The organism is Paracoccus zhejiangensis (assembly GCF_002847445.1).
Lineage (GTDB): Bacteria > Pseudomonadota > Alphaproteobacteria > Rhodobacterales > Rhodobacteraceae > Paracoccus > Paracoccus zhejiangensis.
In genome coordinates this window covers 582,865-603,464 of record NZ_CP025430.1, presented here as the reverse complement: position 1 = coordinate 603,464, position 20,600 = coordinate 582,865, and the positions used below count along the sequence as shown (strand labels likewise).

Here is a 20,600-nt window from a genome sequence, read left to right as displayed (position 1 = left end):
TCACAGCGCGATGACGCGACCCGCCGCGTCACGCTCTGCCGGGCGGTGCGAGGCGATGAGGATCGCGGCATCGGGCAGATAGGCGCGGATGCCCGCCAGAACCTGCCGCGCGGTGGGTTCGTCCAAGCCTTCGGTCGGCTCGTCGAGCATCAGGATAGCCGGCCGCCGGATCAGCACCCGCGCCAGCGCCAGCCGCCGCGCCTCGCCGCCGGAAAGCCCCTGTCCGGCCTCGCCCAAGCGGCGCTCCAGCGGCAGCGGCAGGGCCACGACCTCCAGCACCTTCGCCATGTCCTCGGCCGTCGCATCGGGCCTGCCCAGCAGCAGCGCCTCGGCGATGGTGCCGCTCGTCAGCGCCGGCCGCTGGGTCAGATAGCCGAGCATCTGCCGCAGCGCCACCTCGTCCTCAGCGCCCTGCCCCAGCGCGATCCGGCCCGACAGCGGCGGGCGCAGCCCGGCAATTGTGTCAAGGAGTGTGGTCTTGCCCAGCCCGCTGCGCCCCGAAAGCGCCACGGTCTCGCCCGGCGCGACGGCCAGATCGAGCGGGTGCATCAGCGGCACCCCGTCCAAACCGACGACCAGCGCCTCGACGTCCAGCCCGCCTGATGGCGCGGCGGGAATCCCCGGACCCTCGGCCTCGGGCGCAGCCTGCATCAGCGGGGTCAGCCGCGCTGCCGCGCCGCGCATCCGGCCATAGTCGGCAATGGCGCGTGAGAGGGGCGCCATCACCTCGGCCACCGCCAGCGCCGCGAAAAACGCCAGCGCCGCTCGCGCCGGATCGAGCGCGCCCGCCAGCACCGCCTGACCGGCAATGACCAGCGCCCCGGCAGCGGTCAGCGCGTTCAGTGCCAGCAAGGCCGCATCAAGGCTGATCTCGATCCCCGCCAACCGCAGCGCCGCTGCCCGCGCCGCGCTGTCATGGGACAGGGCTGCCGCCCGCGCCGAGGGCAGCCGCCCCTCGACCGCCAGGGCCGAGCGGCTGCGCAGGTGATCGATCATCGCCGCGCGCAGGGATTGCCGCGCCGCCTCGGCCCGCTCGGCCTCGCGCGCCGCCGGCGACCCAGCCATGAGCGCCAGCAGACCCGCGCCCAGCAGACTGCAGCCGGTGATCCACAAGGCGACAGTGGGCAGCACCAGCCACCACAGGAACGCCCCGGCGACCGAGAGGCTCAGCAGCCCGGCGAGGACCGGGAAGACCAGCCGGATCGCCAGCCCGTCCAGTGCATCCACATCCGCCGTCAGCCGGTTCAGCACCGCCCCGCCGCGCAGCCGCGACTGCAGCCCGTGACCGGCCAGCGCCAGCGCCGCCAGCAGCTGCACCCGCCAGCCGGCCAGAACCCGCAGCGTGGCGTCATGGGTCAGCATCCGCTCGCCATAGCGCGCCACCGTGCGGGTCAGCGCAAGGAAGCGCACGCCCGAGGCGGGGCGGAAGATCTCGAAGGTGATGCCCAGCCCCGCCAGCCCGGCGATGCCGGCGGCGGTGATGAACCAGCCCGAGAGGCCCAGAAGCGCGATCCCGGCCAGCAGCACGACCAGCGACAGGACCAGGCCGCGGATCAGCGCCGGGCGCTCAATGACCCAGATCCGGCGCAGGAAGGGGGCAAGGTGGTTCACAGCGCGATCCTCCGCCCCATCGCCGCGATCAGCCGCGGGTCGTGGCTTGCGACGACCAGCGTGGCGCCGGCGCGGTGCAGGTCCATAAGCCCCGCGATGACCTCGGCGGCGGTCTCGTCATCCAGATCGGCGGTCGGCTCGTCGGCCAGCAGCAGCGCGGGGCGGCGCAGGGCCGCGCGGGCAATCATCAGCCGCCGCGCCTCGCCGCCCGAAACCCCGGCCCCGCGCTCGCCAAGCCGGGTCTGCAACCCCTCTGGCAGCCGCGCGACGATGTCCTGTGCATGGGCCAGCCGCAGCGCCTCCTCCAGACCCTCGGCCCCGTCAGGACCAACCCCCAGCGTCTCGGCCAGCGTCTCATCGCCGAAGTGGACCTGCTGCGGGATCAGCGCCAGCCCGGCCCGCCATCCATCGGCCGTGTCCGGTCCGATGGGCTGGCCGCTGACAAGCACCTGCCCCGGCGCAGCCTCGCCCAGCCCCGCCAGCAGGGCGATCAGCCGCGATTTTCCCGCACCAGACGGCCCGGTCAGCGCAAGGCTCTCGCCCGGGGCAAGATCGAAATCGGGGATCGCGCGACCCTCGATGCTGACACCCCGCAGCTGCAAGCCGGTGAATCCCATCGCTACCGCCGCGCCGCCCTCGCCCAGAATCTGCGGCGCGGGACGATCCATCTCGGCCGCCAGATCGCGGGCCAGCGCCAGCGCATCGGCGCGGTCATGCCAGGCTGCCGCCAGGTCGCGCATCGGCTGGTAGAAGGCCGGGGCCAGCATCAGCAGGAATATCCCCTGCCCCAGCCCCAGCCCCTCGCGCCAGAGACCGAAATCGATCAGCCCCAGCAGCGAGAAGCCGACATAAAGCGCCATCATCGCCACGCCGAGCGCCGAGAAGAGTTCCAGCACCGTGCTGGAGAGAAAGGCCAGCGCCAGCACCCGCATGGTGCGGCGGCGCAGCCGGTCGGCGGTCTCCGCAAAGCCGGCCAGCATGGTCCCGCGCGCGTCGAGCAGACGGATATCGGTCAGCGCCGTCAGCCGCTCGACCAGCAGCGCGTTCATGTCCGAGATCTCGTCCATCCGCTCGCGGCTGGCCTGCCCGGCGGCCATGCCGACCAGCGCCATGAAGACCGGGATCAGCGGCCCGGTGATCGCAAAGATCAGCGCCGCCGCCCAGGAGATGGTCAGGGCGAGCAAAAGGATCAGCAGCGGAACGGTCGCGACCCGCATCCGCGCCACCGGCCAGCGGCGCAGATAGGGCAGCAGCAGCGCCAGCTTGTCGGTGGCCAGCGCCGCGATCGTTGCCGAAGGCGCCGCCCCGGCCTCGGGCGCGCGCCGGTCCGCCCGTTCCAGCAGCTTCGCGCGCCACACCCCGGTCAGCGCATCGCCGGCCCGGGCCAGCCGCAGGCCGGCCAGCGCGTTCAACCCGGCACGGACCAGCCCGACCAGCAGGAAGCCTCCCGTGCCGAGCAGCAGATCCCGCCCCGCCGTTTCCGTGCCTTGGGCGAGCCCCGCCAGCACCAGCGCCACCAGCCCGGCCTGAAGGGTCCACAGCGCCTCGGCCAGCGTCGCCAGCACGGCGGCGCGTTTCAACTGGCCCGACTGGTCCCGCGTGATCCGTTCGAGGTCTGCTCGGTCATTGGCACTGGCTCTGCTCATGCGCCCTCCATTCCGGGATTTGGCGGCAAGGTCAATGCGACCGGCTGTCCCCGACGCGGCGGCGATTAACCGGGGATTAGGCCGGTGCTGCTAGCCTGCCCCCTGTCTCAACCGTGAAGGGGTCGCCCATGTCTGATCCGGCCAGTCTCGATGGCGACGCGGGCGACAACCTGCTGACCGGCAGCGCCGGGGCCGACCTGATCCGGGGACTGGGCGGCGATGACCAGATCACCGCGCTCGACGGGGACGACCTGCTGCAGGGCGGCGACGGCAATGACAGCCTTTTCGGCGATGCGGGCAATGACACGCTGGAGGGCGGCGACGGCGGTGACGTGCTGGATGGCGGGACGGGGATCAACCTGCTGGTCGGCGGCACTGGTGACGACCTCTATTTCGTCTACCAGCCCGGCGAGATCATCATCGATGTCGCAGGGCCGGCCGGCGGCTATGACCGGGTCTTTGCCCTTTGCAGCTTCTCGCTGCTGGATCAGGCCGCCGAGGTCGAAGAGATTTTTGCCATCGGGTCAGGCAACCTGGTCCTGCAGGGTAATGACATTGCCAACCTGATCATCGGCAATGGCGAGGACAACCAGATCAGCGGTCAGGCCGGCGATGACCGCCTCCACGGCCATGGGGGCAATGACCGGCTGGATGGCGGCAGCGGCGCTGACCTGATGGTGGGCGGCGAGGGCGATGACATCTTCGTCGTCGATGCGGCCGGCGACCAGGTGGACGACACCTCCGGGCAGGACCGGGTGGAGAGCACGGTTAGCTATGACCTCGCCCGTGCCGCCGGGCAGGTCGAGGAACTGGTCCTGCTGGGCATGGCCGCGCTGAGCGGCTGGGGCGGTGACACCGACAACCTTCTGACCGGCAATGCCGGCGCGAACCGGCTGTCAGGCCGGGGTGGCAATGACCTGATCGACGGCGGCGCGGGCAATGACCGGCTGGAGGGCGGCGACGGCAATGACGGGCTGACCGGCGGCGAGGGCGATGACGAGCTGATCGGCGGGGCGGGAAGCGACACGCTGAGCGGAGGGATTGGCAATGACATCTACCAGGTCGATGATCCGGGCGATGTGATCGACGAGCGCCCGGGAGAGGGCGCGGACCTGATCCGCATCGCCGCCTCGATCCAGCTGGTCGGCGTCTTCGCCAATCTCGAGCACGCGACGCTTCTGGGTTCAGCGTCCTATACCCTGCGCGGCAATGAGCAGCCCAACCGCCTGACCGGCAATGCCGGAAACAACCTGCTGGCCGGCTATGGCGGCATCGACCTGTTGCAGGGCGGTAGCGGTCAGGACCACCTCGCCGGCGGTATGGGCGATGACCGGCTGCTGGGTGAAGCCGGCCATGACCGGCTCTATGGCGAGGACGGGGTGGACCGGCTGGAGGGCGGGCCCGGCAACGACCTGCTGTCGGGTGGGGCCGGCAACGACGTGCTGCTGGGCGGGTCCGAGCGCGACAGCTTGACCGGCGGCAGCGGCAGCGACCGGCTGTGGGGATCGACCGATCACGATCTTCTGCTCGGCGCCGGGGATGGCGACACGCTGCTGGGCGAGGCGGGCGATGACCGGCTGTATGGCGAGGATGGCCATGACCGGCTGGATGGTGGCATCGGCAATGACCTGCTGTCGGGCGGCAACGGCAATGATACGCTGCTGGCCGGTCCCGGGCGCGACAACCTGTCGGGCGGCACTGGCAATGACTGGCTGGCGGCCTCGACCGATCACGACCTGCTCAATGGTGGCGATGGCGCCGATACGCTGCTGGGCGAGGCTGGCAACGACCGGCTCGGGGGCGGCAACCAGAATGACAACCTTCAGGGCGCTGATGGCGATGACACGCTTTACGGTGAGGCCGGGGATGACCTGCTGATCGGCGGCAACGGGGTGGACCGTCTGCGCGGCGGCCCGGGCCATGACCGGCTGATCGGCGGGATCGGCACCGATTATTTCTATTTCGAGGGCAAGGGCGGTCGCGACACGGTCATCGGCTGGCAGAATGGCATCGACCGGCTGGTCTTCCTCGACAGCAGCCACATGGACAGCTTTGCCGAGGTCAGGCGCTATTTCCGGCAGGTCGGGGACGATGTGCGGATCGCCCTGCCCGATGGCACCGCGATCCTGCTGGACCACGCCCGCACCGGTCATCTCGATGCGGGCGATTTCATCTTTCTTTGACGGCCTTCCTTGACCGCGCGAGCGATCACGACGCCGCCTGCGCGGCGCCCGTCAGACCGCCGCTTTCGCGGCAGGATGCGCCCCGGCCAGCGACTGCATCGCCTCGGCGGCCAGTTCGAAGCTGTGCAGCCGCGCGGCATGGTCGTGGATCTGCCCGGTCAGGATCACTTCGTCGGGCTGGTAGCGGTCGATCAGCGCGGCCAGCTGGTCGCGCACCTGGTCACGCGTGCCGATGGCGCTGATCCGCATGGCCTCGTCGACGCCGCGGCGGATGGCCGGCGGGATCACCGCATCGATGTCGCGCACCGGTGCGGGCAGCTTGCCCGGCATCCCCGTGCGCAGCTTGGCAAAGGCCTGCATCATCGTGGTCTTCAGATATTGCGCCTCGTCGGTGCTGTCGGCGGCAAAGACATTCGCGGCCAGCATGAAGCGCGGCTCGGGGTTTTGCGCCGTGGGCTTGAACCGCTCGCGGTAAACGGTGACCGCATCGTCCAGATCGCCGGGGGCGAAATGGCTGGCAAAGGCATAGGGCAGCCCCAGGTAAGCGGCGAGCTGCGCCCCGAAAAGCGAGCTGCCCAGCATCCAGATCGGCACATTGGTGCCCTCGCCCGGCAGCGCGCGGACGGCGGCGCCCGGCCGCTCGGGGCCGAGATATTCCATCAGTTCGACCACGTCCTGCGGGAAACTGTCCGCCATCGGGTCGCGGCGAAGCGCCCGGATCACCGCGCCATCGCCGCCGGGCGCACGGCCCAGCCCCAGGTCGATGCGACCGGGAAAGGCGGTGGCCAGCGTGCCGAAGGCCTCGGCCACGGTCAGCGGCGCGTGGTTCGGCAGCATGATGCCGCCCGAGCCGACGCGGATGGTCTTGGTCTTCGCGGCGACAAGCCCGATCAGCACCGCGGTCGCGGCGCTGGCGATGCCGGGCATGTTGTGATGCTCGGCCATCCAGTAGCGGTGGTAACCCCAGCCCTCGGCTTTCTGCGCGAGGTCCAGCGTGTTGGCGATGGCCTGTCCGGCATCCGAGCCCTCGGGCACGGGCGACAGGTCGAGAACGGAATAGGGGATCGCATGTGTCATGGGGGATAGCTAGGAAGCCATCCGCGTCACGAAAAGAGCCGGCGCGACGAACGCGACGGCTTTTTTGCAGATCGTGCAGATCTGGGCTACGGTTTTCGGGTGGGAAGAAGCATGACCGAGGGCCGGCGGCCTGCCGTGGATGGCCGCTGCGGCGGCCGAACGACAGAGCTTTATGGCTCCAGCATATCGAACAACTGCACGGCGCGGGTGGTCACCAGAGCGGCCAGCCGCCGGGACGGCAGGCCGCTGGCCCGGCGGTGCTGCGCACCTTCATTCCGGGCCAGGTCGCTGTTCAGCTACCAGCCACTCAGTCCATCCGGCGCAGGTAGGTCCAGGTCGGCACCCGGGCCTGGCGCGCCACCGACCAGCTTTCGGCATCGCCCAGGTAGGCAAAGCCGCAATTGGTCAGGACGCGGGCCGAACCCGGATTGTCCTGGAACGCCTCGGCGAAGAGGGTGCGCGCACCATGGGGATTGGCCGCGACCAATGCCTCGACCGCCTCGGTGGCAAAGCCGGTGTTCCAGAAGCCGGCCCCGATCCAGAAGCCCAGTTCCGACTGCTGATCCTCGAGCCGGGTCAGCGAGACCACGCCCAGCAGTTCGGCCAGGCGGTTGGCGCTGCCGTCGATGGCCCAGACATCCTCGCTGCGCTCGGGCGCCAGCGCGCGCTTGATGAAGCCTTCCGAGGCGCCGGGCGGCAGCGGATGGGGAATGGCGCGGGTGCCCTCGGCCACGCGCTTGTCGGCGGTGTAATGGGCCAGAAGCCCGGCATCGGACGGGCGCAGCGGACGCAGCAGGAAGCGCGGCGTCTCGATTGTCGGCTGGATCGACGTGGCGGGGGCCAGATCAACCATGTGAATGTTCCTCCCGGGTGCCGCCAGAACACGGCGGCGAAAATGAAAAGGGGGACCGGCTGAGCCGATCCCCCGATACTGTACGTATCTCAATCGGCCGTTATTCGGCTGCCTCGATATTGGCGGGCATAATCGAGACGAAGGTGCGGCCCTTCAGGCCCTTGGTGAAGGTCACCGCGCCATCGGTCAGGGCGAACAGGGTGTGATCCTTGCCCATGCCGACATTGGCGCCGGCCCACATCTTGGTACCGCGCTGACGCACGATGATGTTGCCGGCGATGGCTTCCTGACCGCCATACAGCTTGACGCCGAGACGACGACCGGCCGAGTCGCGGCCGTTGCGGGACGAACCGCCTGCTTTCTTGTGTGCCATGACTTTAGTCCTCTTGCACTCTGGCCGGATCAACCGGCCGACTTGTTCCGTTCAGCGGGGCCATCGGGGCCCCAGCAGCGATCAGGCTTCGTCCGAAGTCTCGGCGGCTTTCTTGGCCTTGGCCGGCTTCTTCGCCGCTTTGGCGGGCGCGGCGGCGTCAGCAGCCTCGACCTTCGCCTTGGCGGGTTTCTTGGCCTTGGCAGCGGGCTTCTTGTCGGCAGCCGGGGCCGCGACGAAGGACGCGCCGGCGGTGCGGAAGCCGATGGCTTCCTTCACGCCCGACTTGTCGGCGCCCGATTCCAGCACCTCGGTCACGCGCAGCAGCGTCAGTTGCTGGCGGTGGCCACGGGTGCGCTGCGAGCTGTGCTTGCGGCGGCGCTTGACATAGGTGATGACCTTGTCAGCCTTGATCTGCTCGATCACTTCGGCCTGCACGCCGGCACCCGCCACCAGCGGCGCGCCGAGGGTCGAGCCGACCATCAGAATCTCGTTGAACTGGACGGTATCGCCTGCATTGGCGGCCAGTTTCTCGACGCGCAGGACGTCACCCGCCTGCACCTTGTACTGCTTGCCACCGGTTTTCAGAACCGCGAACATGCCTTGTCTTCCTTCATTTGCCGCGTCCTGTGGCCCCTGCCTGCGCAGGTGTTGCCGGGCCTGACCCGCCGTCGGACAGCGCACCCTGTCGATTGGGTGGTGTTGAAAATAACGCACCGGCCAAAAGCGTTTGCCTGGCCGGTCCGCGGCTATATGGCGGATTCGGGGGGGCAAGTCAAGCGATGCAGGGGGTGGCGACGGGTGTCGCTCGCGTGATCATGACCCGGAACCCGCCCGGCCCGCAAGGCATTGTCCCGCGAAAGGAACCTTGCCAACCCATGCAACGCTTTGCCTGTCCCGCCTGCGGCCGCCGCGCCTATTTCCACAGCCTCAGCTGTCCCTGTGGTCACGATCTCTATTTCGACCCTGCCCGCGCCCTGATGCTGAACGCCGCCCCGCCCTGCCCCAATCGCGGCCCGATCGCCTGCAACTGGATCGCGGGCGATCTGGGCGCCTTCTGCGCCTCCTGCGCGCTGTCGCAGGTGGTGCCCGACCTCAGCGCCGGCAACAATATCCAGCTGCTGAACCGGGCCGAGCGCGCCAAGCGATGGGTGCTGGCCAATGTCGCCAAGTGGAACTGGTTCACCGCATCCGATCCCGGCCCGCGCCCGCGTTTCCTGATGCTGTCCGAGGATATGGGCGGCCGCGTCCAGCAGATCACCATGGGCCATATGGGCGGCGAGATCACCATCAACGTGACCGAGGCCGACGAGCTGATCCGGCTGCAGCGCCGGCAGGAACTGGGCGAGCAATATCGCAGCATGGTCGGGCATTTCCGCCACGAGCTGGCGCATTTCTTCTTTGACCGGCTGGCGGTCTCGCCGAATTTCCTGCCGGGGTTCCGCGCGCTGTTCGGGGACGAGCGCGCCGATTACGGCCTGGCGCTGCAGACCTACTATGCCGCCCCGCCGGACCGGACCAATGTTTTCATCACCCCCTATGCAGGTGCCCATCCGCACGAGGACTGGGCCGAGACCGTGGCCCATCTGCTGCATCTCGTGGACATGACCGACAGTTTCGTCAGCACCGGCCTTTCGATGCCCGACCTGCCCGAGGGCTTTGACGCCTATGCCGCCGATGACACCGAGGCGCTTCTGGACATCGCCGCCCGCGTCGCCATCGCGGTGAACGACATCAACCGCGCGCTGGACAATGCCGATCTCTATCCCTTCGTGCTGACCACGCCGATGCGGCAGAAGATCGGCTTCGCCCATCGCTGGTTGAAGAACCATCTGGCGGAAGGGGCCTAGTCAGACCGAGGCCAGCACGGCACGCAGCGGTGCCGGAATGCAGTCCTCGTCCAGCGCCTCGACGATCAGCCGGGCATAGCGCAGGCTGCGGCTGGCCTTGCTGCGCAGGAAGCGGTGCAGCAGGTCCCCGGCCGGTCGGTCCCGCCACTCGGCCGGTTTCCCCAGCGTCGCCAGCGCCCCACCCTCGCCCTCGGCCGCGATCAGCGCCGCCAGCCGCGCCGGGCCGATGGCACGGATCAGCTCGTCCTCGAGATCGCGGGTCGAGATGTGAAAGCCAAGCTCTGCAAGGCCGGTGACACTCTCGGACGCCTCCAGGCCCGCCGCCGCCAGCGCGCGGCGGAGAAGCGGAAGCGCATCGCGGTCGAAGAGCCCGGCGAGGATGGGACGCGGCTCGGCAGCGGCAAACTCGGCAAGATAGCGCCGCAGCGAGCCTGAGCCGCCGGTCGGAAAGACCAGCACCCCCTCGGCGGCCAGATCGCGCCCACATCGCCGGGCCAGCGTCTCGATGGCGATCTGGTCGCTGATCCCCTCGACCAGAATGATCGCCCGCGCGGCGTCCGCCTGCGCGATGCCCGCCCGGATCGCCGCCAGCGCCGCATCGGGGCCATGGCGATAGCCCGCCAGCACCTCCAGCGCGCGGTCGGATTGTTTGGCTCGCCGCAAACCCTTCCCTCCCCGAGATCGCACCGCTTTGGGCCAGCCTAGCCCCGCGCGGGGCCGGGGAAAACCATCGCCCCTTTCCCTTGCCCGCCGCAGCGCCTAAAAGGCGGCGAATTCCCCGATGACCGCAAAGGGCGCATGACATGCAGGAACCGTCGATCACCCCGGATCTGATCGCCGCGCACGGGCTGAAGCCCGACGAATATGACCGCATCCTGCAGATCATCGGGCGCGAACCGAGCTTCACGGAACTCGGCATCTTCTCGGCCATGTGGAACGAGCATTGCTCCTACAAGTCGTCGAAGAAATGGCTGCGCACCCTGCCAACCACGGGCCCGCAGGTCATCTGTGGCCCGGGCGAAAATGCGGGCGTCGTCGATATCGGCGACGGTCAGGCCGTGGTCTTCAAGATGGAGAGCCACAACCACCCCAGCTATATCGAACCGCACCAGGGCGCGGCCACCGGTGTCGGCGGCATCCTGCGCGACGTCTTCACCATGGGCGCGCGTCCGATCGCGGCGATGGATTCGCTGAGCTTCGGGCGTCCCGAGCACCCCAAGACCCCGCATCTGGTCAAAGGCGTGGTCGAGGGGATCGGCGCCTATGGCAATGCCTTCGGCGTCCCGAACGTGGGCGGCGAGGTGCGCTTTCATCGCAGCTATGACGGCAACTGTCTGGTCAATGCCTTTGCGGCGGGGCTCGCCGATGCCGACAAGATCTTCTACTCGGCCGCTTCGGGCGTCGGCATGCCGGTCGTCTACCTGGGCGCCAAGACCGGACGCGACGGCGTCGGCGGCGCGACCATGGCCTCGGCCGAGTTCGATGACACGATCGAGGAAAAGCGCCCCACCGTTCAGGTCGGCGACCCCTTCACCGAGAAATGCCTGCTGGAAGCCTGCCTCGAGCTGATGGCCTCGGGCTCGGTGATCTCGATTCAGGATATGGGCGCGGCGGGGCTGACCTGCTCGGCGGTCGAGATGGGCGACAAGGGCGGGCTTGGGATCAAGCTGCAACTGGACGCCGTGCCGCAGCGCGAAACCGACATGACCGCCTATGAGATGATGCTGTCGGAATCCCAGGAGCGGATGCTGATGGTGCTGAAGCCCGAGAAAGAGGCCGAGGCGCGGGCGATCTTCGTCAAATGGGATCTCGATTTCGCCATTGTCGGCGAGACCATCCCCGAAGACCGCTTCCTGATCCTGCACGGCAACGAGGTGAAGGCCGATCTGCCGCTGTCCAAGCTCTCCTCCAGCGCGCCGGAATATGACCGGCCCTGGGTCGAGACCCCGGCGGCGAAGGCGATGCCCGCCCTGCCCCCGATCACCCCGATCGCGGCGCTGCGCAAATTGATCGGCTCCCCCTCCCATGCGCATAAGGGCTGGGTCTGGGAGCAATACGACACGCAGGTTGGCGCCGACACGATCCGCCGCCCCGGCATGGGTGCGGGCGTGGTCCGCGTCCATGGTACGCAAAAGGCGCTGGCCTTCACCAGCGACGTGACCCCGCGCTATGTCAAGGCGAACCCCTTCGAAGGCGGCAAGCAGGCGGTTGCCGAGGCCTATCGCAACCTTTCCGCCGTGGGCGCGCTGCCCTTGGCCACCACCGACAACCTGAATTTCGGCAATCCCGAAAAGCCCGAGATCATGGGCCAGTTCGTCGGCGCGGTGAAGGGCATCGGCGCGGCCTGCGCGGCGCTGGATTTCCCCATCGTCTCGGGCAATGTCTCGCTTTACAACGAGACCGACGGCACCGGCATCCTGCCCACGCCGACCATCGGCGGCGTCGGGCTGATTGAAAACCTCGACGAGCTGATCGCTGGCCTGCCCGAGGATGGGCACATCGCCATCGTCATCGGCAAGACCGAAGGCCATCTGGGCCAGTCGGCACTGGCCGCCGAGGCCTTCGGGATCGAGGCGGGCGACGCCCCGCATGTCGATCTGGCCGCCGAGCGCGCGCATGGCGAGTTCATCCGCGACAATCGCAGCCATATCCGCGCCTGCGCCGATCTGTCGGATGGCGGGCTGGCGCTGGCCGCGTTCGAGATGGCGGAAGGTGCGGGCATCGGGTTGCGCCTCGACAGCGGCGAGATCGGCCAATTGTTCGGCGAGGATCAGGCCCGCTATCTGGTCGCCACCGATGCCGAGGGCGCCGAGGCGCTGCTGAAAGCCGCCGAGGCCGCTGATGTGCCGGCCGCGCAGGTCGGCAGCTTTGGCGGGCTGGCGGTGCAGATGGGCGAGGATGCGGGCGATCTGGCCGAGCTCTCGGCCCTCTATCGCAGCGCCTTCGCCACCGCGATCAGGGGCGACATGCCCGATCACGCATGAGCGTGACAGCCCCGAAAGGCTATGCCGCCATCATCACCGCCGCCGGTCGCGGCACCCGTGCGGGGGGCGGTGAACCCAAGCAATGGCGCGCCTTGCAGGGCCGGCCGGTGCTGGCCCACACGCTTGACCGCTTTGCCGGCTTCGAGCGGGTGATCCTGACCGTCCATCCCGAGGACATGGCCCGCGCGCAGGACCTGTTCGCCGGGCAAGTGACGATCCTGACCGGCGGCGAGACCCGCGCCGCCAGCGTCCGTGCTGCACTCGACAGCCTGCAGGGCAGCGACATCACCCATGTGCTGATCCATGACGGCGCAAGGCCGCTGGTCAGCGATGCGGTGATCGAGGGCGTGATCGCCGCGCTGCAATCGGGGGCCGAGGCCGCCGCCCCGGCCTTGCCCGTCACCGATGCGCTCTGGCGCGGCGAGGGTGGCAGCGTCACCGGCACCGCCTCGCGCGATGGCCTGTTTCGCGCGCAGACGCCGCAGGGTTTCTCGCTCGCCCAGATCTCCAAGGCCCATCGCGACCACCCGCAGGATGCCGCCGACGATGTAGAACTGGCGCGCAAATCCGGCATCCCGGTCGCCATCACCCCGGGCGACGAGGACAATCTGAAGATCACCTTTGCCCCGGATTTCGCCCGGGCCGAGCGCATTCTGGGAGGCGGCATGGATATCCGCATGGGCAATGGCTATGACGTTCACGCGCTTGGCCCCGGCGATCATGTCTGGCTCTGCGGCGTGCAGATCCCGCATGACCACGGGCTGGTCGGCCATTCCGACGCCGATGTGGGCATGCACGCGCTGACCGACGCGATCTACGGCGCGCTGGCCGAGGGGGACATTGGCCGCCACTTCCCGCCCTCTGACCCGCAATGGAAGGGTGCCGACAGCGCCATCTTCCTGGCGCATGCCGCAGAGTTGTTCCGCGCGCGCGGCTTCCGCCTTGGCAATGCCGATGTGACGCTGGTCTGCGAGGCGCCGAAGATCGGCCCCCATGCCCTTGCGATGCAGGACCGGCTGGCGGCGATCATGGGTGTCGAGGCCGGGCGTGTCAGCGTCAAGGCCACCACCTCGGAGCAACTGGGCTTCACCGGCCGGCGCGAGGGCATCGCCGCCATCGCCACCTGCACCCTGATCGGAGCGTGAGCATGCAGCGCCTTCTCAGCATCTGGTTTGGCGCGGGGCTGTTGAAGCCCGCCCCCGGCACCTGGGGCTCGGCCGTCGCCGTGGCGCTTGGCCTGCTCATTCACCGCATCGGGCATTTCCCGCTGCTGGCGCTGGCGACGCTTGCCGTCACCCTTGCCGGTTTCTGGGCGGTCCGGGGCTATACCGCCGGCATGGCCGATCCCGATCGCAGCGAGATCGTCATCGACGAGGTGGCCGGGCAATGGCTGGCGCTGTGCTTCCCCTCGGCGGGTTTCTGGTTCGCCGGCCTGCCAGTAGACAGCTTCCCCTATCCGGGCTGGGTCGCGGCCTTCGTGTTCTTCCGGCTTTTCGACATCTGGAAGCCCTGGCTGGTGGGCCGCGCCGACCGGCGCAAGGATGCGGTGGGGGTGATGGCCGATGACCTCTGGGCTGGCCTCTTCGCCGGCATCGCCACGATGATCGCCTCCGCCGCCTTCCACATCCCGTTGATGCTATGAGCCTCGCGGCCGAGGTTCTGGACGCCGCCCGCGCGCAAGGCGCGATGATCGCCACGGCGGAAAGCTGCACCGGCGGGCTGATCATCGGTGCGCTGACCGAGATCGCCGGATCCTCGGACGTGGTGGATCGCGGCTTCGTCACCTATTCCAATGCCGCCAAGATGCAGATGCTGGGGATCAAGCCGGAGACGCTGCGTGATTTCGGCGCCGTCAGCGAAGAGATCGCCGCCGAGATGGCCATGGGCGCGCTGGAGCATTCGCAGGCGCAATTCACCGTCGCCGTCACCGGCATCGCCGGTCCAGGCGGGTCCGAGCACAAGCCCGAGGGTCGGGTCTGCTTCGGGCTGGCCGGGGCGCAGGGGCTGCGGGTCGAGACGGTGGAATTCGGGGCGATTGGCCGGGCGCAGGTGCGCGCAGCAACGGTTGACCATGCGCTGAGAATGCTGCTCGAGGCGTTGAAGGGCTGACACAGGGCGAGAGCCTGCCCGTGGGGTGGCGCTGCCATGGGCTGAGCGATGCGCTTTATGGTGCCAAGTCCCTCGCTTCCCTGAACGCAGGATCAGCGGCACCAAAGCGCCAGCCCGCCGGAACGGGCAGGCGCTCGCCCGGCGGGCTTCGCCCTTGTTCCGGGCGAGGTCAGCCGATCAGCCGCAAAAACCCCTCGATCTCCTCATCCGGCGTGTCCCAGGCCGTGACCAGCCGCAGCGGCACCGGGTCCAGCCCCTCGGCGCTCTTGTCGGGCCAGAGGTGATAGCGCACGCCGGCCGCCCTTGCCCGCTGATGCGCAGCCGTCGGCAGGGTGGCGAAGACCGCGTTCGACTGCACCGGCAGGATCAGCCCGCCGCCTGCCGCGAGAATCCCCTCGGCCAGCCGCGCGGCCTTGGCATTGGCCAGCCGGCCCAGTTCCAGCCACAGCCCGTCGGTCGCCAGCGCCAGCATCTGCGCCGCCAGATAGCGGTTCTTGGAAAAGACATGGCCTGATTGCTTGCGGCGATAGTCAAAATTCTCGGCCTGGGCGGGATCGAAGAAGACCATCGCCTCCGCCCCCATCGCGCCGTTCTTGGTGCCGCCGAAACACAGAGCATCGACGCCCGCGCGCCAGGTCAGGTCCGCCGCCGTCACCCCCAGACCCGCGACGGCATTGGCAAAGCGCGCGCCGTCCATGTGCAAGGGCAACCCGCCGGCATGGGCGATCTCGGCCAGCGCCGTCACTTCGGCGACGCTGTAAAGCGTGCCCCATTCGGTCGCATTGGTGATCGAGACCATGGCGTTGCGGCCCTCGTTCAAGCCGCCGGCGGCCCCGCGCCGGATCGCCTCGGTCAGCGTCTCGGGGGCGATCTTGCCGCCCGCGCCGGGCAGCGTCACCAGCTTGGCGCCGCCGGTAAAGAATTCGGGCGCGGCGCATTCGCTGGTCTCGATATGTGCGTCCTCGTGGCAATAGATGCGGCCGAAACCCGGTGCCAGTTGCGCACAGACCAGCGCATTGGCCGCAGTGCCGGTGGCGACGAAGCGGATGACGGCCTCGGGCGCCTCCAGCACCTCGCGCAGCGCGGCCTCGGCCGCCGCCGTCACCGCATCGGCGCCATAGCCCATCATCGCGCCGTGGTTGGCGTCAGTCAGCGCGGCCATTACCGCCGGATGGGCGCACCAGGCATTGTCCGAGGCGAAATTCACGACAGGTCCTCGATCATGTAATCTTCCCAATCATCCTCATCCACCTCGACCTCGCTGATGGTCCGGTCGCGCATGCTGATGCCGGCGCGATGGATGGTCTCGCGGTCGCCCGAGATCAGGTAATGCCAATTCTCCAGCGGCTTGCCCTCGTGGCGAAGCCGATAGGCGCAGGTCGCCGGCAACCAATAGGCCACCTCTTTCAGCTTCTTCGGCGTCAGCACCACGCAATCGGGCACGTAGTCGTGGCGGTTGGCATAGGAGGTGCATTGGCAGGCATGGCCGTCGAGCAAACGGCAGGAGACGCGAGTAAAGACCAGTTCGGGCGGGTCCTCGAATTCCAGCTTGTTCAGGCAGCATTTGCCGCAGCCGTCGCACAGCGCCTCCCATTCCTCGGGATCGAGCTTCGCCAGCGGCAATTCCCAGAAACGCGGACGCATCAGACCCCCGCCAGGATCGCCCGCGCCTGAGCGGCATCGGCCTCGATCTGCGCGATCAGCGCCGGCAGCCCGTCGAATTTGGCCTCGTCGCGCAGGAAATCGACCAGCGCCACCGACAGGTGCTGGCCGTAGAGGTCGCCCGAGAAATCGAACAGGTTCACTTCCAGGTTGGGGCGGTTCTCGCCGAACATCGGCCGCACGCCAAGGCTGGCCACGCCCTGGTAAGTGCCGCGATCCGGCCCGGTCAGCACATCGACCAGCACCGCATAGACGCCAAGCCGCGGCAGGTGCAGCCCATCTACCGACATGTTGGCGGTGGGCCAGCCCAGTTCGCGGCCGCGCTTCTCGCCATGGATCACCTCGCCCTCGATCCGGTGCCAGTGGCCCAGCATGGTCTCGGCCTCGCGCACCCGGCCCTCGGCCAGCGCATCGCGGATCGCGGTCGAGCTGAAATCGGTGCCGTCGCGGCCAATCAGCGGCGCGATGGTGACGCCAAAGCCCATCTCGCGCCCCAGCTGCTGCAGGGTCTCGGTGCTGCCCGCCCGGCCCTTGCCGAAGCAGAAATCCGCGCCGACGGTGACATGGGCCAGACCCAGACCGTCGCACAGCACCTGACGGGCGAAAGCCTCGGGCGAGAGGCCGGCCAGAACCGGGCCGAAGGGCAGTTCGAACAGGTGTTCGACGCCAAGCCGGGCCAGCCGGTTGGCCCGCGCCTCGGCATTCATCAGCCGGAAGGGCGCGGCGTCACGGGCAAAGAACTGGCGGGGATGGGGTTCGAAGGTGATGACCGACAGCGCCGCGCCGGGTTGGGCGCGATGCGCCGCCTCGATCACCGAGCGATGGCCCAGATGCACACCGTCGAAATTGCCCATGGCGGCACTGGTTCCGCGCGCGCTGGCGGGCAATCCGGTCCAGTGATGATGGATCTGCACGGCAGCGCCCCCCATGGGGCGCGCGCCGCACCCCGTCTTCAGTCGAATTTGCGGCTTGGCGCCAGAACCACCGCCTCGCCCTTCAAGACGACCGTATCACCGACGAGGCAGCGGGTTGCAAGGGTCACGCGGCGCTTGGACATGTCAATATCCAGCACCGAGACCTCGGCGCGGACCATGTCGCCGGGGCGAACGGGGGCCATGAACTTCAGCGTCTGGCCCAGGTAGACCGTGCCGTGGCCGGGCAGCTGCTCGCCGATGACGGCCGAGATCAGCCCGGCGGTCAGCATCCCGTGGGCGATGCGGCCCTCGAAGATGGTATCCTGCGCGTAAGCCTCGTCCAGATGCACCGGGTTGCGGTCGGTCGAGACCTCGGCGAACAGCTCGATATCGTGGTCTGTCACCTGCTTTTGCAGGTAACGGGTCATGCCGATTTCGAGATCCTCGATGACGATGGTGCCACGCGGAAGATTGTCCAACATCCCAAACCCCTTGCTCCGGTTCTGATGCTGCATAGCAGCATGAAAACCGTCACGCAAGAAAATATCGCGACGCTTGGCCTAAAGTATAAGATTGTTACCCGGCGGATTTTCAGCCGCCGGAACGGCCGCGCCTCAGCGCAGCCGCCCGATGGCATAGGTCGGGGTCAGCTGGTGCATCGCCAGCCATTCCTGCAACAGCACCGGATCGGGGTTCTCGACGTCATCGCCAAGCGCCGACGCCGCGAGGCCGCCGGTGACGAACAGCGAATCGATGCCCTCCTCGACCGCGCCCTTGATGTCGGTGTTGATGCCGTCGCCGATGGCCAGCACCCGCGCGTCATCGCCGAGACCCAGAAGCTGTCGCGCCCGGTCATAGATCGGCGGGTAAGGCTTGCCAAAATAAAGCGAGGTGCCGCCGATCTCGTCATAAAGCGCGGCCAAGGCGCCTGCGCAGTAGATCCGGGTCTCGCCCATGTCCACGACGACGTCGGGATTGGCGCAGAGCAGTTTCAGCCCACGCTCGCGCGCCAGCATCAGCCGGCCGCGATAATCGTCGGGCACCTCGTTCAGCTCGTCGAAGGGGCCGGTGCAGACGATGCCTTCGGCCTCTTCCAGCGGTACCCGGACAATCGCCGGCGCATCCTGCCATGCGGCGGGAATGTCGCTGAAGAAGCCCTCGTCTTTCTCGGTGCCGATGAACCAGACCTTGCGGCCCACCGCGCCCGCGAACATCGCATCCTGCGCGCAATCGCCGGAACTGACGATGATGTCATAGGAGTCCTGCGGCACGCCCATGCGGTCCAGCTGGGCGCGGACATATTGGTTCGGACGCGGCGCGTTGGTCATCAGGCAGACCTTGCCACCGCCCCGGCGATACGCCTGCAGCGCCGCCACGGCGGCCGGATAGGGCTGCTTGCCATTGTGCAGGCAGCCCCAGAGGTCGCAATAAAGCGCGTCATAGCCCTGCCCGATCTCGGACAGGGAGTTGATGATCGGAACCATCAGACAGCCAGAGCCGGGATGATCTGCTTCTTGCGGCTCATGATGCCCGGCAGCAGCACGGTGTCGCCGGTGACGGTGGCGTTGAAGCTTTTCTCGGCCACGGTCTTCACGAAGTCGTTCGGGACCAGCAAGGTCGCCTGCTCGTTGAGGATGTCGACGATGAACAGCAGAACCTCGTCGGCACCATCGGCGGCGGCAACGCCCGGCATGGCGGCCATCAGCGCATCCTTGCGGTCCAGCAGCACCTGCGGCGCGGTGGTTTCCAGAACCGAGACGCGCAGCTGCTTGCCGCCCAGCTCGTATTCCTTGCTGTCCATGCGCAGCAGCGCGTCATCGGCAAAGGCCGAGACATCGGACTTCGCGGCGAACATTTCGGCGGCATAGTCGGGGATGTTCACGCCCAGGTCGGCGGCCAGCTTCTCGGCCACGGCCCGGTCATGGGCGGTGGTGGTCGGGCTGCGGAATTCCAGCGTGTCCGACAGGATGCAGGTCAGCATCACGCCCTTGATCGCCTCGGGGGCCTGCGCCAGATCCTCGCCGATCAGGTCATGCATGATCGTCGCGGTGCAGGCCAGCGGGCGGATGGTGATGTTGATCGGCGTCTTGGTCTTGATGCCGCCGGCCAGCAAGTGGTGGTCGATGATCTCGATCACGTCAGCCTCGTTGATCGAGGCGGGCAGCTCGGCCGGGTTGTTCGTATCGACGACCACGACCTTCTCGCCCGCCGCCAGGTCGGCGATAATCTCGGGCTTCTCGACGCCCCAGCGGGTCAGCATCCAGCCGGCCTCGGTATTCGGCTCGCCCTGCAGCACGGCGGCGGCCGGGGTCTTGCGGACCTCGTTCAGATACCAGGCCCAGATGACAGGGGAGCCGGTGGCATCGGAATCGGGGGCCTTGTGGCCGAGAACCTTGATCATGGTGCGCCTCATAAAGGGATGGGAAATTTGCCGGCCTTATAGGTGGCCGGGGCGGCAATGTCCACGCGGGGCGCGGCGGGCGGGGATGCGACGAAAGGCCGGGGTGTCTACGCATATGGCAGCAACCCCGCGCGGATAGCAGCAGTCCGGCCCGCCCAAGAAAAAGGGCGCCCCTTGCGGGACGCCCTTCCGATGTGGTGACGCAAATTCTTACGCGGCGCGGCTGGTCAGGACCTCGTCCACGCGCTTCTGGGCCGAGCCCTCGTCGAGGCCGGCCACGGCGGCAACCTCGCGGGTCAGGCGGTCCAGCGCGGCTTCGTAGAGCTGACGCTCGGAATAGGACTGCTCGCGCTGGTCGTCATTGCGGTGCAGGTCGCGGACCACCTCGGCGATCGACATCAGATCGCCCGAATTGATCTTCTGCTCGTATTCCTGCGCGCGGCGCGACCACATGGCGCGCTTGACGCGGGCCTTGCCCTTCAGCGTCGCCAGCGCCTGGTCGACCAGATCGGGCGAGGCCAGGCTGCGCATGCCGATCTCGGCGGCGCGGGCGGTGGGCACACGCAGGGTCATCTTGTCCTTCTCGAAGGAGATGACGAACATCTCCAGCTTAAGACCGGCGACTTCCTGCTCTTCGATCGAAACGATCTTGCCTACGCCATGTGCAGGGTAGACAACGAAATCGTCGGGACGGAATTCGTTTTTCTTGGTTTTCGACATCAGGCTTCCTCATCGATAGTGTCCATGCGTCAGCGCAGGGCACAAGCGGCCCGAGGCGGGATGCCCGCCCGGGGTCGCGTCTGGTCATTTTCATCTTGTCCCAGGACCGGCAGGGGTCATTGGGATCAGCAGCTTACGGGCGCACGTATCCCGGGGCCTCACCCCGGTAAACGCGAATGTAACCATTATATAGCATAAAAAACGCTTCAAAAAAAGAAGC

Annotated in this window: 20 protein-coding genes; 6 read left to right on the top strand and 14 right to left on the bottom strand. The window is 68.1% G+C overall.

The annotated features are described in order from the left end of the window. Together CX676_RS03055 and CX676_RS03050 are read right to left on the bottom strand one after the other, a co-directional pair. Nucleotides 1–1,611 carry an amino acid ABC transporter ATP-binding/permease protein gene (locus CX676_RS03055; protein WP_101751301.1) on the bottom strand — a complete coding sequence of 537 codons (1,611 nt, stop codon included), beginning with the start codon at nt 1,609–1,611 and terminating at the stop codon, nt 1–3. After that, a complete protein-coding gene (locus CX676_RS03050) occupies nt 1,608–3,257 on the bottom strand; it encodes an ABC transporter ATP-binding protein/permease (protein WP_101751300.1) in 1,650 nt (549 codons plus the stop codon). The genes CX676_RS03055 and CX676_RS03050 overlap by 4 nt, the downstream gene beginning before the upstream one ends. Nucleotides 3,258–3,385: 128 nt before the next feature. On the opposite strand from CX676_RS03050, the gene CX676_RS23200 reads away from it, so the two are divergent. Further along, nucleotides 3,386–5,440, top strand: a complete 2,055-nt coding sequence (locus CX676_RS23200) for a calcium-binding protein (RefSeq protein WP_101751299.1) — start codon at nt 3,386–3,388, stop codon at nt 5,438–5,440. Between the two features lie 51 nt (nt 5,441–5,491). Here the strand turns inward: CX676_RS23200 and CX676_RS03040 are convergent, their stop codons facing one another. The 4 genes from CX676_RS03040 to rplU all read right to left on the bottom strand — a co-directional run bounded on the left by CX676_RS03040 (nt 5,492) and on the right by rplU (nt 8,340). Continuing rightward, a complete protein-coding gene (locus CX676_RS03040) occupies nt 5,492–6,517 on the bottom strand; it encodes an LLM class flavin-dependent oxidoreductase (RefSeq protein WP_408634473.1) in 1,026 nt (341 codons plus the stop codon). A 307-nt stretch (nt 6,518–6,824) separates the two neighbouring features. Then, nucleotides 6,825–7,370 (bottom strand): GNAT family N-acetyltransferase, encoded by a 546-nt coding sequence (locus tag CX676_RS03035; protein ID WP_101751298.1) that lies wholly within the window; start codon nt 7,368–7,370, stop codon nt 6,825–6,827. A 100-nt stretch (nt 7,371–7,470) separates the two neighbouring features. Further along, complete coding sequence (gene rpmA, locus CX676_RS03030) at nt 7,471–7,743, bottom strand: 50S ribosomal protein L27 (RefSeq protein WP_101751297.1); 273 nt, start codon at nt 7,741–7,743, stop codon at nt 7,471–7,473. An 81-nt stretch (nt 7,744–7,824) separates the two neighbouring features. Continuing rightward, entirely contained in the window at nt 7,825–8,340 is a 516-nt protein-coding gene (gene rplU / locus CX676_RS03025) for a 50S ribosomal protein L21 (protein ID WP_101751296.1), read from the bottom strand. A gap of 278 nt (nt 8,341–8,618) precedes the next feature. Between rplU and CX676_RS03020 the strand changes: the two genes are divergently transcribed. Further along, entirely contained in the window at nt 8,619–9,590 is a 972-nt protein-coding gene (locus tag CX676_RS03020) for a zinc-binding metallopeptidase family protein (protein WP_101751295.1), read from the top strand. Here CX676_RS03020 and CX676_RS03015 read toward each other — a convergent pair whose 3' ends face one another. Next, nucleotides 9,591–10,253: a TOPRIM nucleotidyl transferase/hydrolase domain-containing protein gene (locus CX676_RS03015; RefSeq protein WP_101751294.1), complete on the bottom strand. Its 663-nt coding sequence runs from the start codon at nt 10,251–10,253 to the stop codon at nt 9,591–9,593. A gap of 140 nt (nt 10,254–10,393) precedes the next feature. Between CX676_RS03015 and purL the strand changes: the two genes are divergently transcribed. Genes purL through CX676_RS02995 form a run of 4 tightly spaced genes read left to right on the top strand, consistent with a single transcriptional unit; the run spans nt 10,394 to nt 14,683 of the window. Next, nucleotides 10,394–12,574 (top strand): phosphoribosylformylglycinamidine synthase subunit PurL, encoded by a 2,181-nt coding sequence (purL, locus tag CX676_RS03010; protein WP_101751293.1) that lies wholly within the window; start codon nt 10,394–10,396, stop codon nt 12,572–12,574. Further along, entirely contained in the window at nt 12,571–13,719 is a 1,149-nt protein-coding gene (locus tag CX676_RS03005) for a bifunctional 2-C-methyl-D-erythritol 4-phosphate cytidylyltransferase/2-C-methyl-D-erythritol 2,4-cyclodiphosphate synthase (protein ID WP_101751292.1), read from the top strand. The genes purL and CX676_RS03005 overlap by 4 nt, the downstream gene beginning before the upstream one ends. Continuing rightward, nucleotides 13,716–14,216 (top strand): phosphatidylglycerophosphatase A family protein, encoded by a 501-nt coding sequence (locus CX676_RS03000; RefSeq protein WP_408634472.1) that lies wholly within the window; start codon nt 13,716–13,718, stop codon nt 14,214–14,216. The genes CX676_RS03005 and CX676_RS03000 overlap by 4 nt, the downstream gene beginning before the upstream one ends. Continuing rightward, the gene (locus CX676_RS02995; protein WP_101751290.1) at nt 14,213–14,683 is read left to right on the top strand and encodes a CinA family protein; all 471 of its coding nucleotides are present in this window, start codon (nt 14,213–14,215) and stop codon (nt 14,681–14,683) included. The genes CX676_RS03000 and CX676_RS02995 overlap by 4 nt, the downstream gene beginning before the upstream one ends. Before the next feature lie 169 nt (nt 14,684–14,852). Here the strand turns inward: CX676_RS02995 and CX676_RS02990 are convergent, their stop codons facing one another. From CX676_RS02990 to CX676_RS02960, 7 genes are all read right to left on the bottom strand, one after another. Continuing rightward, nucleotides 14,853–15,890 carry a threonine aldolase family protein gene (locus tag CX676_RS02990; protein ID WP_101751289.1) on the bottom strand — a complete coding sequence of 346 codons (1,038 nt, stop codon included), beginning with the start codon at nt 15,888–15,890 and terminating at the stop codon, nt 14,853–14,855. Continuing rightward, complete coding sequence (locus CX676_RS02985; protein ID WP_101751288.1) at nt 15,887–16,327, bottom strand: YcgN family cysteine cluster protein; 441 nt, start codon at nt 16,325–16,327, stop codon at nt 15,887–15,889. Before CX676_RS02985 ends, CX676_RS02990 begins: the two co-directional genes overlap by 4 nt. Next, nucleotides 16,327–17,259, bottom strand: coding sequence for a bifunctional riboflavin kinase/FAD synthetase (locus CX676_RS02980; protein ID WP_101754109.1), 933 nt, complete (start codon nt 17,257–17,259; stop codon nt 16,327–16,329). The genes CX676_RS02985 and CX676_RS02980 overlap by 1 nt, the downstream gene beginning before the upstream one ends. Before the next feature lie 38 nt (nt 17,260–17,297). Further along, nucleotides 17,298–17,741: a MaoC family dehydratase gene (locus tag CX676_RS02975; protein ID WP_101754108.1), complete on the bottom strand. Its 444-nt coding sequence runs from the start codon at nt 17,739–17,741 to the stop codon at nt 17,298–17,300. Nucleotides 17,742–17,873: 132 nt separating this feature from the next. Next, a complete protein-coding gene (locus tag CX676_RS02970; RefSeq protein ID WP_101751287.1) occupies nt 17,874–18,743 on the bottom strand; it encodes a TIGR01459 family HAD-type hydrolase in 870 nt (289 codons plus the stop codon). Then, nucleotides 18,743–19,660 (bottom strand): manganese-dependent inorganic pyrophosphatase, encoded by a 918-nt coding sequence (locus CX676_RS02965; protein ID WP_101751286.1) that lies wholly within the window; start codon nt 19,658–19,660, stop codon nt 18,743–18,745. The genes CX676_RS02970 and CX676_RS02965 overlap by 1 nt, the downstream gene beginning before the upstream one ends. Before the next feature lie 210 nt (nt 19,661–19,870). Beyond that, nucleotides 19,871–20,380, bottom strand: coding sequence for a CarD family transcriptional regulator (locus CX676_RS02960; RefSeq protein WP_101751285.1), 510 nt, complete (start codon nt 20,378–20,380; stop codon nt 19,871–19,873). Nucleotides 20,381–20,600: the final 220 nt, after the last annotated feature.